Genomic DNA, 15648 nt, shown 5'->3' on the forward strand with positions numbered 1-15648 from the left:
GATGACGCGCTCGACTTACCCGGCTCGGGCCGGTGTGCCGTGGCAACGGCGTGCCGGAAAGCCGCGTTCCTGCGACCTGCGGGAGGTCGGTGTGAACCGACGACATACCAGGGCGCCGCCGGTACACGGACCGGCCGGCGGCGCCCGTTCCGCTCTCTGGTCCGCTTTCTGGCTTCGCAGCGCTTCACGCTGCGGCCGGCTGCCTCTCTCGCCCGTACGGGCCGCCTTGTGCGGGACCGGACGGGCGGGAGCGCGGGGAGCCGGATGTTCGACTCCAACGGCGCGCGGCTCCCGGGTGGCACCCCGGGAGCCGCTGTTCGGGCCGTTCCACACTTCGAGAGGAACACGACCCATGAAGATTCTCCCCCTCCCCGTGCCGGCCGCGATCGATGCGGCCGAGCAGGACCGCGAGCCGACGGCCGCGGAGCTGAACGCCATCAGCATCGAGACGCCGCTGATCGATGCGGAGGTTGAGTTGCTGGACGTGCGGATCGCGCTGATGGACCGCATACCGACTGAGCTGGACAAGCGGCGGCTGCGCAAGGCGCTGCACCGGGTGCTGACCGCGCGAGCGGCGCTGGCCAACCGTGCCGTCTCGGGGGAGGCGGCGTGAGCGAGGGACTGACGCTGGACGACCTGTCCGGGCCTCTGCTGGCGCTGCGCCTGCTGGCTTTGGACTTCGGGCACCTGCCGGCGCCGACCGTGAGCATCTCGCCCATCTTCCCGGACCGGTTGGAGCTGTCGCTCCACTCCGGTCTGCCCGGTTTCGAGGCGTGGCGTGAGGCGTTGGGCATCGCTCCCCAGGACGTGGACTTCCACGTGCAGTGCGACGGCCGGACGCGCGTTCTGCGCTCGACGGCCGCCTACGCGTGCGTCGAGCTGGAGCTGATCGGCTACGGCGATGTTGCCGTCCCGGTGGCGGTGGAAGCGGGTGCGGCATGAGTGCCGCGGCCCGCGTCGACGTACGGTCGACGGGCGTCGACGCGCCGTTGACGCCCGTCGGTGTGGAGAGCGCGATTACCGCGCTGGCGAGTGTGCTGACGGTGGTGTTGACCGCGGTGGCGTTCTGGCTGTCGTACGAGCACTTGCAGGAAGTTGCTGCCGCGCACGGCATGGCGGAAGCGGTGGCCCGTTCCTGGGCCTGGCCGGCCACGGTGGACCTGTTCATCGTGATCGGCGAGCTTCTGATTCTGCGTGCCTCGCTCGCTCACCGGGTCGACTGGTGGGCAATTGGGCTGGTCACCGCGGGAGACGGCGCTTCCATCGGGCTGAACGTGGCCGGGGTTGGCCAGGATGCGGGCGCCCTGAACTACGTGGTGGCCGCAGTCCCGCCGGTGGCCGCGCTGCTGGCGTTCGGCGCGCTGATGCGGCAGGTGCACGCCTACCTTGCACGCCGCGCCATGACGGGCGTTGACGTCCCGCCGACGGGCGTCGACGCATCGTCGACGCCCGTCATGGTGAGCGTCGACCGCCCGGCGTCCTCTGCGCCCGTGGAGACTGTGGGCGCGGCTGAGCCGCTGCCTGAGCTCCCGCCGCTGGTGCCCGAAGCCGGGGAACTGTTGACGCCCGTCGCCACGGATCCGGCCCCCGTCACCGCGTCGTCGACGGCCGTCGACCTGTGCACGCCCGTGGTCTACCCCAACCGGGTCGACCAGTTGGTGCGGGCCCTGTACGGGTCGGAGTTCACGCAGCCGAGTACCGCGCGGATGACGCAGGCGATGGCGGCTGCGGGGTTGGGCGCGTCGGAGTCGACGGCGCGCACGGCCCGGGGCCGGGTGAAGGCGCGTGAGCCGTACCTGGCCGGCTTCCCCACCGCGATCGCCGGCTGAGCGGGGGCCGACTATGTCGCACGTCTACGCCGAACACCGCGACCCGGCTGCGGGCGGGGCTGAGCCGGCCACCGCGGGCCGCTGATGGCCGCCATACCCGTCTATCCCTGGCGGCTCGCCCCTGACGGCCTGGCCACCCTGCGCCAACTGCGTGCGAAGGGGCTGCGGCCGGGTGGTCAGGAGGTGGCGGCTCAGATCGAGCGCCCGCGCCACCGGCGCGGCCCGCTGGTGGCCTACCTCTACCGCGTCGACGCCGCGAAGCCGGTGCGGCCGATGACGCCGGCCAAGCGGGCGGCGCTGGCCAAAGCGAACGCCGCGCGGCGCACCTGCCCGCAGTGCAGGCGCGATGCCGGATACGTCATCCCGCCCTCACTCGGCATGTGCAGCCCGTGCGCCTACGCCGAGGAGCAGGCCGGGGCCTGACCTGCACAGCACTTCTCTTTCACCTCTCCTTCTCTGTCCAAGGAGTCTGGCTGTGTCCAGTCGTACCCGTACTCGCGGCATGAAGACGGCCGCGGGCATTCACACCGTCCGCCTGCCGCGCCAGCGCGGACGCCGCTCTGCTCAGCCGTTCATCGTCGTCGTCCCTGAGCGCGACTCCCTGACCCGCGAGGCACTCGGCTTTCTGGGCCGCGTGCTGTGGCGCTTCCGCGGCGCGCTCGCCCCCAGCTTCCTGGCCGTGCTGGCGTGGCCGCTGACCGCGATCCTGCACGCCATCGCCTGGTGGTCCGGTCTGCTGCTCGCGCCCCTGGCCGCGGCCCCGTTGCTGTGGTTCGGCGTCGTGCAGCGCCGCCGACCGGCGCGCACTGCCGCAGTCGTCTGGCGTGCCGGTCTCGCCCTGCTCGCCACGGTCGGGTTCGCGTGGGTGGCGCTGGCGGCCGGGTTCGGGCCGCTGGCGGGCCCGCTGGCGCTGATCTGGCTTCTTGCCTGGCTGGTTGCGCAGACCGCGTGGCTCATCGTTCGTTCCCGCTGACCCGAGGAGATCGCTAGATGGCTGACAACGGATCCGCCAACCGGACCGCCAACCGGCGCTACCGGGAGGCTCAGCACGCAGGCCGGCCGTTCATCGACGGAGCCAACGGCTCCTACGCCAAGGGCGCGGTGAACAGCAAGAACTTCGGCGCATCGTTCGCGCCCGGGTTCACCCTCAACATCAACGCGGGCAACAAGACCAGCAACGGCGCAGGCACCCCCGGCGGCCGTGGCGGCCGCGGTGGTGGCTCGCGCGCTGAATCCCTGCTCCCGGCCCCGGAGTTCGGCTCGCCCGCGCAGGTGCGGCAGTACTGCAACACCCTGCGCGCGGCGGCCGTGACGCTGTCCATCGAGGTGGCCATGGGTGCGGAGATCATGAAGGGCGTGCTGGCCGCGGTCCCGGACCCGGAGGGGCGCGCGTTCGGCTCCAGGGCCCGCGCCGCGAAGGTGGCCCGCAAGATGCAGAAGTCCGCCGACGCGTTGCGGGATGCCGCGAAGAATGCCGCGGCCTGCTACTCGACCTTTCAGCAGCAGTACGAGGAAGAGATCAACCGCGTCCGTCATCGCGCCCGCAGGCCGCAGCAGCCGGTCATGAACTGGGCTCAGCAGTAAGAAGGGGGATCGTTCGATGGTTGAGCGCGACGCGCAGCACCAGCTTGTGGAACTGCTGGAACTTCAGCTTAGGGGCGGCTCCGATGCGGGTGGGGTGGGCAAGTACCTGCTGCACCGGGCCAAGCCGCACATCCCGCCGTGGCTGGGCTGGGCCGGTACCGGCCTGGCTGCGGCGCTGGGTCACCTGCGGTGGGCCGACAGCGCACCGGCGGCCGTGGGCCTGACCCTGAGCTCGGTGGTGCTGACCAGTGCCACCTGGCTGATCGGGAAGAACACCAGCCGGCAGCGGCGCCTGCACTCAGCCATCACCGTGGCCGCGGGCTCTGCCTGGCTGACTGCGGCCTGCCTCGCCGGGCCGACCGCGAATCCGGTCGGTGACCTGTACCTGATGGTCGGGCCTGCCCTGGCCCTGTCCTGGAACGTCCGCCTCGTGCTGCGGCACACTCCGGACGCGGCCGGCGAAGGCTCGGACAAGGGGCTGCTGGAGAAGGTGGGTCTGGCCCGTGCCCAGCTCGGGGCGGCGAAGGTGGAGCCGAACCGGGTCACCGCCCCGCTCGCCGTCGAGGCAGGTGAGCAGACCAACGACGACGTGACCAAGAGCCTGGGGCGGATCGCTTCCGCCCTGGACCTGCCGACGTCCGCCGTGCGCTACAACCCCGACCCCTCCTCCAGCCGCCGCGGCGAACTGATCATCGTCCCCGAGGACATGCTCGCCGAAGTGGTGGAGTGGGAGGGCCCGTCGAACCTGGGCGGCTCGATCGCCGAACCCCTGGTCATCGGCCGCTACGACGACGGCTCCCCGCTCGTGGTCTGGCTCCCCGGTGACCCGGAGGCGGGCCGCAACTCCACCCACGTGCTCGTCGCGGGCGGTACCGGGTCCGGCAAGGGCGAGACCGCCCTGAACCTCCAGACGGAGATCCTCTCCCGCCGGGACGTCATCATCTGGTTCTCCGACCCCAAGGCGTTCCAGGACTTCCGCCCGCTGCTGCCCGGCATCGACTGGGCCGCGGAGGGCGGCACGCCGACAGAGGTCATGGTGGCCGCCGTCGAGGCCGTCATCCCGGCCCGCACGCGGTGGCTGGGTGCCCACGGCTACCGCCAGTGGGTGCCCGAGGCTGCGGAGCAGCAGACCAGCGGCAAGCACACCTGCCGATCCGACGGCCGGCCGTGCAGCTGCCCCGGCATGCCGTTCCTGGTCACCTGGTTCGAGGAGGCCGCGAACACCCTGCGCAAGATGGGCGACGACGCGTTCACCGGCATCGCGCAGGAAGCCCGCTCCGCCGGTGTCTCGCTGATCGTGTCGCTTCAGCGGCCGTCCTACGACCAGATGTCCACCTCCACCCGGGCCTCCCTCCCGTCCGTCATCGCGCTGGGATGCGACCCGCGCGACGAGGGGTTCGTGCTGCCGGACGAGGTGCTGGCCGCGGGGGCGCATCCGGGGGCGTGGGGCAACCGGCGGCCCGGCTACTGCTACACCGTCGCCCCCGGCATCCCCGAGGACCGCTACGCCTCCCCGGGCCGCACCTTCCGCTTCAGCCACCGGGCCACACCGGGCATGGAGGTGCTGGCCCAGTGGGCGCAGCGAAACGGTGCCACCGCCGACCCGGTCACCGCCGGGGCTGCGTCCAGCGTCGCCGGCCGCGCCTACACCGGCCGGACCGCGGCCGGCACCGAGCAGCCCGCGCCGCTGCACGCGGTGAAGGACGAGGAGGACGACGCGATGGAGCCTGCCGGTCTGCTGGTCGATCCCGAGGACGCCGACATCGACCCCGAAGCGGAACTTCCCGGCTCCGAGCAGGGCGACGACACCCCGATCTTCGGACAGGAGACCGGCCGCAAGCCGAAGCCGGAAGAGGCCCGTCGGCTGTTCGCCCAGGCGCTGGAGGAGTTCGAGCGCGAGGGGCGGATGATCGTGGGTCCGGTCGACTTCAAGAACTGGTGCGAGCGCAACAATCTCTCCCGCCCGTGGGTCTCCGGTCAGCTCAAGGAGGCCTACCAGGAGGGCCGTCTGGAGGCGACCAACCAGACCGGCCGGTGGCGCATCGTCCCGGCTCTGACGGCCGCCTGACACCTGACACCGTCAGGCCCGCCTGACACCCAAACCCCTAGGCAAACCCGGTGTCAGAAACGCGTGACGCCCTCCGCCTGACACCCGCCTGACACTCGCACGCGGGCCCGTCCACGCATGCCCACGGGCGGGCGCGCGTGCGGGCCCGCGGCCGTCCCGAAGGGAACCTTCGTGACCTACCCCGAACAGCCCGGAGCCGTCGAAGTCCACCACCCGCAACCGATCACCCTGCACGCGCCCGCCGCGCCCCTCGTGCCGGTGCAACCGGGCCCGCCGGCGGTGCAGAGCATCGTGCTGCCCGACGGCCGGGTCGTCACCGGCTACGCCCTCACCCCCGCACCCGCGCCGGCGCCCATCGAGCAGCGTCCGGCCGTCTCGCGGACCGCGGTGAACATCGCGCTAGGAGGCATCGGGTTCGGCGCGGTGTGCGGGGGTCTGGTCCTGCTCACCTCGTTCATCGCAGCACTCGCCGCGTTCATCCACCAACTGATCATCCTGGCCGCGGTCATCTTCGGCGGCTGGATCGCCGTGCAGGTCTTCGGCACGAGCGGCCACCACGACCACGGCGGGACCACGGTCAACATCCGCAGGGCCGTGATCAAGCGCAACCGCTTCCACGGCTGATCAATCAGAAAGGCATCCCGTGTACGACGACTTCGCCGACGAGTTCAGCGACTGCGAGCTCTGCTACCCCACCGACGACAGCGAGCCCTACCCCTACGCCCACTGCTGCCAGTGCGGCGACACCGGAGCGGGCGACGTCCCGGAGTGCACCTGCGAGTAGCTACGCCTAGGGCGGCCCGCGTCTCGGCAAAGTCCCGGGCCGCCCTGGTCTCCAGTCCTCAACAGACCTGTTGGAGGTCTCCAGCATGACCCAACCCACCGACATTCGGCGAGACGACCGCCGGCCCTTACTGCTGGACCTGTTCTCGTGCGCCGGCGGCGCCGCCATGGGGTACCTGCGCGCCGGCTTCCGCGTCCACGGCTGCGACATCGCCGACCGGCCCAACTACCCCTTCACCTACCACCGCGGTGATGCCCTGGAGTACCTCGCCCACCTCATCGACACCGGCGAGATCCGACGGTTCTCGTTCGCGCACGCTTCGCCGCCCTGCCAGGCCAAGTGCACCCTGAGCATCGGCACCAACCAGGCCAAGGGCTGGGGCGGAACGCACGTCGACCTCGTCGGCCCCACACGGGAACTGCTCGACAGGACGGGCCTGCCGTACGTCATCGAACAGCCCAACGGCCGTGCCGAGATCCGCAAAGACCTCTGGCTGTGCGGCGAGATGTACGGGCTCGGCGTCCTGCGCCACCGCAACTTCGAGTTGGGCGGCTGGACCGCCCCGCAGCCCGTCCACCCGCGCCACCGGGGCCGGGTGCGCGGCTACCGCCACGGTGAGTACCACGAGGGCCCCTACGTCGCCCCGTACGGCAACGGCGGCGGCAAGCCGACCGTCCCGGAACTCCAAGAGGCAATGGGCATCACCTGGACGAACGTGCGCGAGGAACTGACCGAGGCCATCCCGCCCGCGTACACCGAATACATCGGCCGCGCCTTCCGCGCCTCCCGCACTGGTCTGGGAGTGACGGCGTGAACGAGCTCCAGAAAACCGCCCTCGACCTGGCCGCCTCCCGGATTCCGGTCCTGCCCCTGCGGGCGAACAAGGTGCCGTTCGGCAACTGCCGCAGGTGCGCCGACAACGCCTGCGGCGGCCGGCCCAACATGAAGAACGCCGGGCCCTGCGCCTGCCCCGGACCCTGCCACGGCTGGGCCGCCGCAACCACCGACCCGGACGTCATCCAGTCCGGCGTCTGGCGCCGCGCATGGGCGCGGGCGACTGCGGTCGCCTACCACCCGGGCGGGGCGTGGCTGACGGTCGTGGACCTCGACAACGCCGACGCGATCACGTGGGCACGCGAGAACCTGCCGACCACACGAACCGTGCCCACCACCCGTGGTGAGCACTGGGTCTACCTGGGGCCCATGCGGTCCGCCAACGCGGTCCGGCCCGGCGTGGACATCAAGTCCACGATGGCCTACGCCCGGTGGCTCGGCCCCGGCACCGGCACTATGACAGCCCTGCCGGAGATCGTGCGCGCGCTGGCCGTGAAACAGCCCTCCCCGGCCCGGCCGGCGTCGCAGGCCCTCACCGTGCCCGCACCGGGCGGGGACGGGGCGTGCCGTCACCGCACACCTGCCTACCTGGAACGTGGCATCTCCATGGCCGAGCAACGCATCACCGAAGCCCGCAGCGCGGTCCACGCCACGGTCTACCGCACGTTCCTCGCGGTGCTGTCTGCCCATGGCCGGTGCGGCTGTCTCACGGACGCCCATGTTGCGCGTCTGTTCACCGCCGCGCAGGCCAAGGGTGAATCGCCCCGGCACTGCACCGATGCGTGGACCAACGCCCGCACCGCACTGGGGATGTGAGTCATGTCCGAGGACGAGAAGACTCCGGCCCGCCAGATCATCACCGACTACGCCCAAGAGCACTTCCGGTACTTCCGCACCATCGACGGCACCGTCTACGCGCAGAAGAACGGCCACCCCGTCGCCCGCCCGATCCGCTCCCAAGGAACGACCGGGAGCCACCGGCAAGAACTCATGGTCGGCCTCTTCAAGGACGGGATCGGCGTGTTCAACGGCACGGCACTCAAGGAGGCGTTGGACTTGATCGAAGCACTCGCCCTGACCGAGGACGTACAGCCCACCCACATCCGCGTAGCCCCGGGCTTTGACGGCGCGACCTGGCTCGACCTGGGCCGCGACGACGGCCAGTGCGTCCGTATCCACCCCACCGGCTGGGACGTCCTCACCCCCGACCCGCAGGAAGTCTGCTGGCGGCGCACCCAGCTCACCGGCGAACTCCCCCTGCCCGCCCGGGACACCAACGGCAAGGGCATCGATCTCCTGCTCCGCCTGTGCAACTTCGCCGGCGCCGAGACCGAGTGCCTGGCCCTGGCCTGGCTGATCGGTTGCCTTGAGCCGTCCGTGCCCGTCCCCGCGCCGTTCCTCACCGGGCCGCAGGGCGCGGGCAAGTCCACCGGCGGCCGGATGCTGGTGCGGATCATCGAGGGGATGAGCGGTGACCTGCGCCGGGCGCCGAAGGACGAGGAGAACATGATCACGGCCGTGGCCGCGGGGTGGGTCACCGCCCTGGACAACCTCTCGCACCTGCCCCCGGACCTGTCCGACCTCATGTGCTGCATCGTGACCGGCGCCGAGAGCATCAAGCGCGCGCTGTTCACCGATGGCGACGTCGTCCGCTCCCGCTACCGGCGCCCCATGCTCCTGACCGGCATCGACGTCGGCGTCATCCGCCCCGACCTCGCCGAACGCCTCCTCCCGCTCCGCCTCGTACGCCCCCGAGTGCGGCGCACCGAGGCGGAACTCTGGGCCGAGTACGCGGAGATCCTCCCCGTAGTTCTCGGCTCCCTGCTGGACCTGACGGTGAAGGTGCGGGCCGCGCAGGCGGACACCCCCACCGACCTGCGGATGGCGGACTTCGCCCATCTGTGCGCGCAGCTCGATGCGGCGACCGGCTTCGGCGCGCTCAGTGCCTACCGGGCCAGCCTCGATGACCTCAACGACGACGTCATCGAAGGTGACCTGCTGGCTCAGACGGTCCTGCAGCACGCCGCCGGGCTCGACGCGGGCGCGGAAGTCCGTAAGACGTCATCGGAGTGGCTGCACTGCCTCACCACCCTCTACAGCGGCGAGGAGTGCCGTCCCCTGCCCAAGGGGTGGCCCACCACGGGCAAGGTGCTCTCCGACCGGCTCAAGCGGCTCCAACCGACCCTCGCCGCACGCGGCGTCCTCATCGACTGGGGCCGCACCAGCGCCGCCCGCTACATCGAAATGACCCACTGCCCCGCGACAACGCTCCCGCCCCCGCACGAGCAGGAAGCGGCGTTCTGACCCGCGCCACCACGCCGGTGCCGCACCGAACAAGCAAGAGGAGCACCCCGCGCCCGCGAGGTGCTCCTCTTGCTGTTCCGGCGGCGTGCCGCCGCTGCACAAGACGCGCCGCAAGGCGGCTCCTTCTTCACGTCCTGAGCCGCACCACACCACCACAGACACCACCCCCTCTCTTTTTCCTAAGAGAAGAGACGCTGCGTCACCCACGTCACCACGGACCAGAAAACAGCCCCCGACCTGCGGCTAGACCGGTGACGCAGACGGCCGACACCTGCGTCATCGCGCGTCACACGCGTCACGGATGACAGAACCCCGCGACGCCCTGTGACACGCCCCGAACGGCCCGCGTCACCGCATAACCGCAGGTCAGAGGCGCAAATGACGTGCCTGACGCGATGACGCAGAAATCCGCACCTCGGACAGACGCGGGCTCCAACTCCATTCGCTGGCCCGACCCCGCGACCCATCACATTACGACGCCAACCACACCCCGCCCGGTCCTCTCACCCCGAGGAGAGATCACCGCATGAGCACCCCGACCCGTAAGCGCCACACGCCGAAGGACGAACTGGTGCCCCTGAGTGAGGCACTGGAAGAACTCCGGATCAGCCGCGCCACTTGGTACCGGTGGCGCAACCACGGCTACGCGCCCGAGGCCCGGCGCACGCCGTCCGGCCGCATCTGCGTACGCCGAAGTGTCCTGGACGCCTTCAAGGATGAATTGGAAGCCGCGTGACCGAATGGAGCTACACCGTCAGGATCTGGGCTATCCGCAAGCGTGACTACCGGAAGCCCTATCAACTCCGCTGGAAGGTGGGCATCCGCCCACACTCGGAGTCGTTCCTCACCTCAGGCCTGGCGGAGAGCCGCCGGGCCCAGCTCATTACGGCGGCCCGTGAGGGCGAGCCGTTCGACGTGGACAGCGGGTTACCGAAGTCCATGGTCATGAAGGAGCGGGACATCTCTTGGTACGACCACGCCCGCAACTACATCGACATGAAGTGGGCCCACTCCCCCGCCTCCACGCGCCGCACGCTGGCCGAAGCGATGGCGACCGTGACTCCCGTGTTCGTGAAGGACACCAAGGGCATGCCGGACGCCAGAATCGTGCGACGGGCCCTGTATAGCTGGGCGTTCAACAAGAACCGCTGGGACGACGAGACCCCCGCCGACGTGGCCAAGGTGCTGGAGTGGTTCAAGCGCAAGTCGCTGCCCACGTCGGCTCTGTCGGATCTCCTGCTGGCACGGGCCGCTCTCAACGCTGTGTCCCTGAAGCTGGACGGGACAACCGCAGCGGCGGGAACCATCAGCCGAAAGCGCGCGATCTTTTACAACTCGCTGGAGTACGCCGTAGAGGCCGAACTCCTTGCCGACAACCCGCTCATCCGCCTCAAGTGGAAGGCGCCGGAGCAGGTGGTAGAGGAAGTCGACCCCGAGTGCGTACCGAACCCCGAGCAGGCGGCCAAGCTGCTGGCCGCCGTACGGGACCAGAGCCCGCGCGGCCGTCGGCTGGTGGCGTTCTTCGGCTGCATCTACTACGCCGCAGCGCGGCCGGCCGAAGTCATCGGTCTGCGGCGCCGTGACTGTGACCTACCTCGACGCGGGTGGGGGCTACTCCGACTGAGGGAAACCCGTCCACGCTCCGGTACGGCCTGGACGGACAGCGGTGAGGCGCACGACAAGCGGGGGCTGAAGCACCGTCCGCGGCGAGCCGTCCGTCACGTGCCGATCCCGCCCGAACTGGTCGCCCTGCTGCGGTGGCATCTCACCGCCTACGGCACCGCCCCGGACGGCCGCGTGTTCCAGACCATGCGGGGTGGGCTGGTGCAGGACACCGGCTATGGGGAGGTCTGGACAGAGGCCCGGTCACGGGCCCTGACTCCAGGAGAGTTCGAGTCGGTGTTGGCCAAGCGCCCGTATGACCTTCGCCACGCTGCGGTATCCACCTGGCTCAGCTCCGGGGTGGAACCTCAGCTCGTGGCGGAGCGCGCCGGCCACAGCGTGGCGGTGCTCTTCCGGGTGTACGCCAAGTTCCTCAAGGACGGAGACGAGGCGGCGAACGCCAAGATCTCCGCCCGCCTCAGGCAGGCCGGGTGACGGGCCAGAAATCCCGTCCACACTCCGTCCACGCACACCGAGACAGGGCGTTCGAACGCGAGACAGCGTGAGACAGTCCGCTGATCATCCGAGGATACGACAAGGGTCCCGTGACCTGCTGTTCTCGCAGGTCACGGGACCCTTGTTCCCGTGTGGCGGCGCCAGGATTCGAACCTGGGAAGGCTGAGCCGGCAGATTTACAGTCTGCTCCCTTTGGCCGCTCGGGCACACCGCCGGGTTTTGCTGCCGTCGAAGACCGCTTCTCGGCGGTGCTCCCTGGCAACGACGTAAACAATACCTGATGCAGGGGGGTGCTTCGCCACCCGGTTGATCTCCGCCTCTCGGCTCCCGGGGTGGCTAGGCTGGTGCGGATGCGGCCCGGTGACTCGCCGGGCCCGGCGGCCGCCGCCGCGCACGCCGGCACGCACCCGATTCGCACCCCGATACAAGGAGCCACAGGACATGGCCGACTCCAGTTTCGACATCGTCTCGAAGGTCGAGCGGCAGGAGGTCGACAACGCCCTCAACCAGGCCGCCAAGGAGATCTCGCAGCGCTACGACTTCAAGGGCGTGGGCGCCTCGATCTCGTGGTCCGGTGAGAAGATCCTCATGGAGGCGAACTCCGAGGACCGGGTGAACGCTGTCCTCGACGTCTTCCAGTCCAAGCTGATCAAGCGCGGCATCTCGCTGAAGGCGCTGGACGCCGGCGAACCCCAGCTGTCCGGCAAGGAGTACAAGATCTTCGCGTCGATCCAGGAGGGCATCTCCCAGGAGAACGCGAAGAAGGTGGCGAAGATCATCCGCGACGAGGGCCCGAAGGGCGTCAAGGCGCAGGTCCAGGGCGAGGAACTGCGCGTCACCTCCAAGAGCCGCGACGACCTCCAGGCCGTGATCGCGCTCCTGAAGGGCAAGGACTTCGACTTCGCGCTCCAGTTCGTGAACTACCGCTAGGACACCGGCGGGAACAGCGACAGCGAGCGCAACGGCAGGGGTGGGCCGCCCGGTTCCGGGCGGCCCACCCCTGCCGTGTCCCACGTGTCAGGGTCGCGTCCCACGGGGGCTCAGTCGCGTGAGTTTCCGAACAGGATGCGGTAGACGATCAGCAGCACCAGCGAGCCGCCGACGGCCGCGGCCCAGGTGGCACCGTCGTAGAAGCTCTTGGTGATCGGGTGGTCCAGCCAGCGGGCCGAGATCCAGCCGCCGATGAACGCCCCCGCGATGCCGATGAGGGTCGTACCGATGAAGCCGCCGGGGTCACGCCCCGGCAGGAGGACCTTGGCGATGACTCCGGCCGCCAGGCCCAGGATGATCCAAGCGATGATGCTCATGCCGTGAACCTGCCCTTCCCAGCTGTCCTCGCACGGTCCCGCTGCTGAGGATCCGGTGAGGACTCGCTGTCCACGCGCGCGTGTTCGTGTCGCGTCGATGGAGAGGACGTCACGGGTCCCTCACCTGGTTGCGACGGTCGGCAGGGTGCGGCAGGGTGCGGCGCATGACCACATCCGGCACGGGCCTGCGGCGCACGCTGGGCGTACGCGACGCCGTGGTCGTCGGTCTCGGCTCGATGATCGGCGCCGGTGTCTTCTCGGCCCTGGGCCCGGCCGCCCGCGCGGCAGGGTCGGGTCTGCTGCCCGGGCTGGCGCTCGCGGCCGTGGTGGCCTACTGCAACGCCATGTCCTCGGCCCGTCTCGCCGCCTGCCATCCGGCCTCCGGCGGGACGTACGTGTACGGCAGGGAGCGGCTCGGCGCCTTCTGGGGGTACCTGGCCGGCTGGGCGTTCGTGGTCGGCAAGACGGCGTCCTGTGCGGCCATGGCACTCACCCTGGGCGCCTACGTCTGGCCGGGACAGGCGCACGCGCCGGCGGTCGCGGCGGTGGTGGCGCTGACGGCCGTGAACTACGGCGGGATCCAGAAGTCGGCGTGGCTGACCCGGGCGATCGTGGCCGTCGTGCTGGCCGTCCTCGCGGCCGTGGTCGTCGTGTGCCTCGCCTCGGGGCGGGCCGGCGCCGAACGGCTGGACATAGGGCTGTCGTCGGGCGCGAACGGGGTGCTCCAGGCGGCCGGGCTGCTGTTCTTCGCGTTCGCCGGGTACGCGCGGATCGCGACTCTCGGCGAGGAGGTGCGGGATCCGGCACGGACGATCCCGCGCGCCGTCCCGCTGGCCCTCGGGATCACCTTGTTGGTGTACGCGTGCGTGGCCGTCGCGGTGCTCGCCGTCCTCGGCCCGGCCCTGCTCGGGCAGGCGGCGGCGCCGCTGGCCGACGCAGTGCGGGCTGCCGGGGCGCCGGGCCTCGTGCCGGTGGTGCGCGCGGGGGCCGCGGTGGCCGCGCTGGGTTCGCTGCTCGCGCTGATCCTCGGGGTGTCCCGTACGACGCTCGCCATGGCCCGGGACGGGCATCTGCCCGCGGCGCTCGCGGCCGTACATCCGCGGTTCCGGGTGCCGCACCGGGCGGAGCTGGCCGTGGGCTCGGTGGTCGCCGTACTGGCCGCGACGGTGGACGTGCGCGGCGCGATCGGCTTCTCGTCCTTCGGTGTGCTGGCCTACTACGCCGTCGCCAACGCCTCCGCGTGGACGCTGAGTCCGGCCCCGCGGTCCCGCGTCGTACCCGTGGCGGGCCTGCTGGGTTGCGCCACGCTGGCGTTCGCGCTGCCCGCCGGTTCGGTCGCGGCGGGAGCGGGCGTGCTCGTGGCGGGCGCGGCGGCCTACGGTGTACGACGGTGGTGGGCGGACCGGCGTCGCCCGTGACGCGCTGCCGGAGCGCCGGTTACGGCACGCGCGCGTGAGCCGTCGTCGGTACCGGGGCGAGGCCCGGCGCGCCGGCGGGAGAAGCCGCCAGTGGCGGTACGCACGCGTGACGCCCTGTCAGTGACCTGGTGGCTGTGACCGCCTGCTCAGCGGCTCGCGAACGGCTGGTCCGTGGGGACGATCTCGCGGCCCAGCGGCAGCAGGGAGACCGGGATCAGCTTGAAGTTGGCGATGCCGAACGGGATGCCGATGATCGTGACGCACAGGGCGATGCCGGTGACGATGTGAGCGATCGCCAGCCACCAGCCGGCCAGGATCAGCCACAGGACGTTGCCGATGCAGGAGGGGGCGCCCGCGTCCCGGCGCTCGACCGTGGTGTACCCGAAGGGCCACAGGGCGTAGAGGCCGATACGGAAAGCCGCTATGCCGAAGGGGATGCCGATGACGGTGATGCACAGCAGGACGCCTGCGAACAGGTAGCCCAGGAACAGCCAGAAGCCGCTCAGGACGAGCCAAATGACGTTCAGGATGGTCTTCACCGGGTGCGTCCTGCCATCTTCTCGAGCCGGGCGATGCGGTCCGCCATCGGCGGGTGCGTGGAGAACATCTTCGTCAGTCCCTGGCCCGCACGGAAGGGGTTCGCGATCATCATGTGGCTGGCGGTCTCGATCCGGGGCTCCGGCGGCAGCGGAAGCTGCTGCGTGCCCACCTCCAGCTTGCGCAGGGCGCCGGCGAGGGCGAGCGGGTCGCCGGTGAGCTGCGCGCCGGAAGCGTCCGCCTCGTACTCGCGGGAGCGGCTGATGGCCAGCTGGATGAGGGTGGCGGCGAGCGGGCCGAGGATCATGATCAGGAGCATGCCGAGCAGGCCGGGGCCGTCGTCGTCGTCCGAGCGGCCGATCGGGATGAGCCAGGCGAAGTTCACCAGGAACATGATCACCGAGGCGAGGGCGCCGGCGACCGAGGAGATGAGGATGTCCCGGTTGTAGACGTGGCTCAGCTCGTGCCCGATCACGCCTCGCAGCTCGCGCTCGTCCAGCAGGCGCAGGATGCCCTCGGTGCAGCACACCGCGGCGTTGCGCGGGTTGCGGCCCGTGGCGAAGGCGTTGGGGGCCTCCGTGGGCGAGATGTACAGGCGGGGCATGGGCTGGCGGGCCTGCGTGGACAGCTCGCGGACCATCCGGTAGAGCGCGGGAGCCTCGAACTCGCTCACCGGGCGGGCGCGCATCGCGCGCAGCGCCAGCTTGTCGCTGTTCCAGTACGCGTACGCGTTCGTGCCGAGCGCGATCAGGACGGCGACGACGAGGCCGGTGCGGCCGAAGAAGCTGCCGATGACGATGATGAGTGCGGACAGTCCCCCGAGGAGTACTGCGGTCCTGAGCCCGTTGTGCCGGCGGTGCACCGT

At 70.6% G+C, this 15648-nt stretch carries 19 protein-coding genes and 1 tRNA gene; 16 read left to right on the plus strand and 4 right to left on the minus strand.

Annotated features, from left to right (window positions below; genetic code table 11):
- Positions 1-352 precede the first annotated feature (352 nt).
- From ACFC8N_RS37105 to ACFC8N_RS37170, 14 genes are all read left to right on the plus strand, one after another.
- Positions 353-613, plus strand: coding sequence for a DUF6284 family protein (locus ACFC8N_RS37105; RefSeq protein ID WP_376293404.1), 261 nt, complete (start codon positions 353-355; stop codon positions 611-613).
- Positions 610-942, plus strand: a complete 333-nt coding sequence (locus ACFC8N_RS37110) for a hypothetical protein (RefSeq protein WP_376293406.1) — start codon at positions 610-612, stop codon at positions 940-942. The genes ACFC8N_RS37105 and ACFC8N_RS37110 overlap by 4 nt, the downstream gene beginning before the upstream one ends.
- Entirely contained in the window at positions 939-1829 is an 891-nt protein-coding gene (locus ACFC8N_RS37115) for a DUF2637 domain-containing protein (protein WP_376293409.1), read from the plus strand. Before ACFC8N_RS37110 ends, ACFC8N_RS37115 begins: the two co-directional genes overlap by 4 nt.
- Positions 1830-1913: 84 nt before the next feature.
- Positions 1914-2252, plus strand: coding sequence for an RRQRL motif-containing zinc-binding protein (locus tag ACFC8N_RS37120; RefSeq protein WP_376293411.1), 339 nt, complete (start codon positions 1914-1916; stop codon positions 2250-2252).
- A 52-nt stretch (positions 2253-2304) separates the two neighbouring features.
- Positions 2305-2802 (plus strand): hypothetical protein, encoded by a 498-nt coding sequence (locus ACFC8N_RS37125; protein ID WP_376293414.1) that lies wholly within the window; start codon positions 2305-2307, stop codon positions 2800-2802.
- A gap of 17 nt (positions 2803-2819) precedes the next feature.
- Positions 2820-3413 carry a plasmid transfer protein TraA gene (gene traA, locus ACFC8N_RS37130; protein ID WP_376293417.1) on the plus strand — a complete coding sequence of 198 codons (594 nt, stop codon included), beginning with the start codon at positions 2820-2822 and terminating at the stop codon, positions 3411-3413.
- Positions 3414-3429: 16 nt separating this feature from the next.
- Positions 3430-5481: a plasmid transfer protein TraB gene (traB, locus tag ACFC8N_RS37135; protein WP_376293419.1), complete on the plus strand. Its 2052-nt coding sequence runs from the start codon at positions 3430-3432 to the stop codon at positions 5479-5481.
- A gap of 171 nt (positions 5482-5652) precedes the next feature.
- On the plus strand, positions 5653-6105 hold the full coding sequence (locus ACFC8N_RS37140; protein WP_376293421.1) for a hypothetical protein: 453 nt from the start codon (positions 5653-5655) through the stop codon (positions 6103-6105).
- Positions 6106-6124: 19 nt separating this feature from the next.
- Positions 6125-6265 carry a hypothetical protein gene (locus tag ACFC8N_RS37145; RefSeq protein ID WP_356030954.1) on the plus strand — a complete coding sequence of 47 codons (141 nt, stop codon included), beginning with the start codon at positions 6125-6127 and terminating at the stop codon, positions 6263-6265.
- A gap of 85 nt (positions 6266-6350) precedes the next feature.
- Positions 6351-7079 (plus strand): DNA methylase, encoded by a 729-nt coding sequence (locus ACFC8N_RS37150; RefSeq protein ID WP_376293424.1) that lies wholly within the window; start codon positions 6351-6353, stop codon positions 7077-7079.
- Positions 7076-7915: a DNA primase gene (locus tag ACFC8N_RS37155; RefSeq protein ID WP_376293426.1), complete on the plus strand. Its 840-nt coding sequence runs from the start codon at positions 7076-7078 to the stop codon at positions 7913-7915. Before ACFC8N_RS37150 ends, ACFC8N_RS37155 begins: the two co-directional genes overlap by 4 nt.
- A 3-nt stretch (positions 7916-7918) precedes the next feature.
- Positions 7919-9403: an ATP-binding protein gene (locus tag ACFC8N_RS37160; RefSeq protein ID WP_376293428.1), complete on the plus strand. Its 1485-nt coding sequence runs from the start codon at positions 7919-7921 to the stop codon at positions 9401-9403.
- 526 nt (positions 9404-9929) lie between these two features.
- Positions 9930-10139 carry a helix-turn-helix transcriptional regulator gene (locus tag ACFC8N_RS37165; protein ID WP_376293431.1) on the plus strand — a complete coding sequence of 70 codons (210 nt, stop codon included), beginning with the start codon at positions 9930-9932 and terminating at the stop codon, positions 10137-10139.
- Positions 10136-11500: a tyrosine-type recombinase/integrase gene (locus ACFC8N_RS37170; protein WP_376293433.1), complete on the plus strand. Its 1365-nt coding sequence runs from the start codon at positions 10136-10138 to the stop codon at positions 11498-11500. Before ACFC8N_RS37165 ends, ACFC8N_RS37170 begins: the two co-directional genes overlap by 4 nt.
- Positions 11501-11653: 153 nt before the next feature.
- On the opposite strand, the gene ACFC8N_RS37175 is transcribed toward ACFC8N_RS37170, so the two are convergent.
- Positions 11654-11735 (minus strand) — tRNA-Tyr (locus ACFC8N_RS37175).
- A 227-nt stretch (positions 11736-11962) separates the two neighbouring features.
- On the opposite strand from ACFC8N_RS37175, the gene ACFC8N_RS37180 reads away from it, so the two are divergent.
- Positions 11963-12451, plus strand: a complete 489-nt coding sequence (locus tag ACFC8N_RS37180) for a YajQ family cyclic di-GMP-binding protein (RefSeq protein WP_356027471.1) — start codon at positions 11963-11965, stop codon at positions 12449-12451.
- A gap of 110 nt (positions 12452-12561) precedes the next feature.
- Here the strand turns inward: ACFC8N_RS37180 and ACFC8N_RS37185 are convergent, their stop codons facing one another.
- Positions 12562-12828, minus strand: coding sequence for a GlsB/YeaQ/YmgE family stress response membrane protein (locus ACFC8N_RS37185; protein WP_356027474.1), 267 nt, complete (start codon positions 12826-12828; stop codon positions 12562-12564).
- A 164-nt stretch (positions 12829-12992) separates the two neighbouring features.
- Between ACFC8N_RS37185 and ACFC8N_RS37190 the strand changes: the two genes are divergently transcribed.
- Complete coding sequence (locus tag ACFC8N_RS37190) at positions 12993-14246, plus strand: APC family permease (RefSeq protein ID WP_376293435.1); 1254 nt, start codon at positions 12993-12995, stop codon at positions 14244-14246.
- A gap of 146 nt (positions 14247-14392) precedes the next feature.
- Here the strand turns inward: ACFC8N_RS37190 and ACFC8N_RS37195 are convergent, their stop codons facing one another.
- On the minus strand, positions 14393-14785 hold the full coding sequence (locus ACFC8N_RS37195; RefSeq protein WP_356027479.1) for a YccF domain-containing protein: 393 nt from the start codon (positions 14783-14785) through the stop codon (positions 14393-14395).
- The gene (gene htpX / locus ACFC8N_RS37200; protein WP_376293438.1) at positions 14782-15645 is read right to left on the minus strand and encodes a zinc metalloprotease HtpX; all 864 of its coding nucleotides are present in this window, start codon (positions 15643-15645) and stop codon (positions 14782-14784) included. The genes ACFC8N_RS37195 and htpX overlap by 4 nt, the downstream gene beginning before the upstream one ends.
- Positions 15646-15648 lie beyond the last annotated feature (3 nt).

It is taken from the genome of Streptomyces sp. NPDC055966, from assembly GCF_042269865.1.
In the GTDB taxonomy this organism is placed as follows: domain Bacteria; phylum Actinomycetota; class Actinomycetes; order Streptomycetales; family Streptomycetaceae; genus Streptomyces.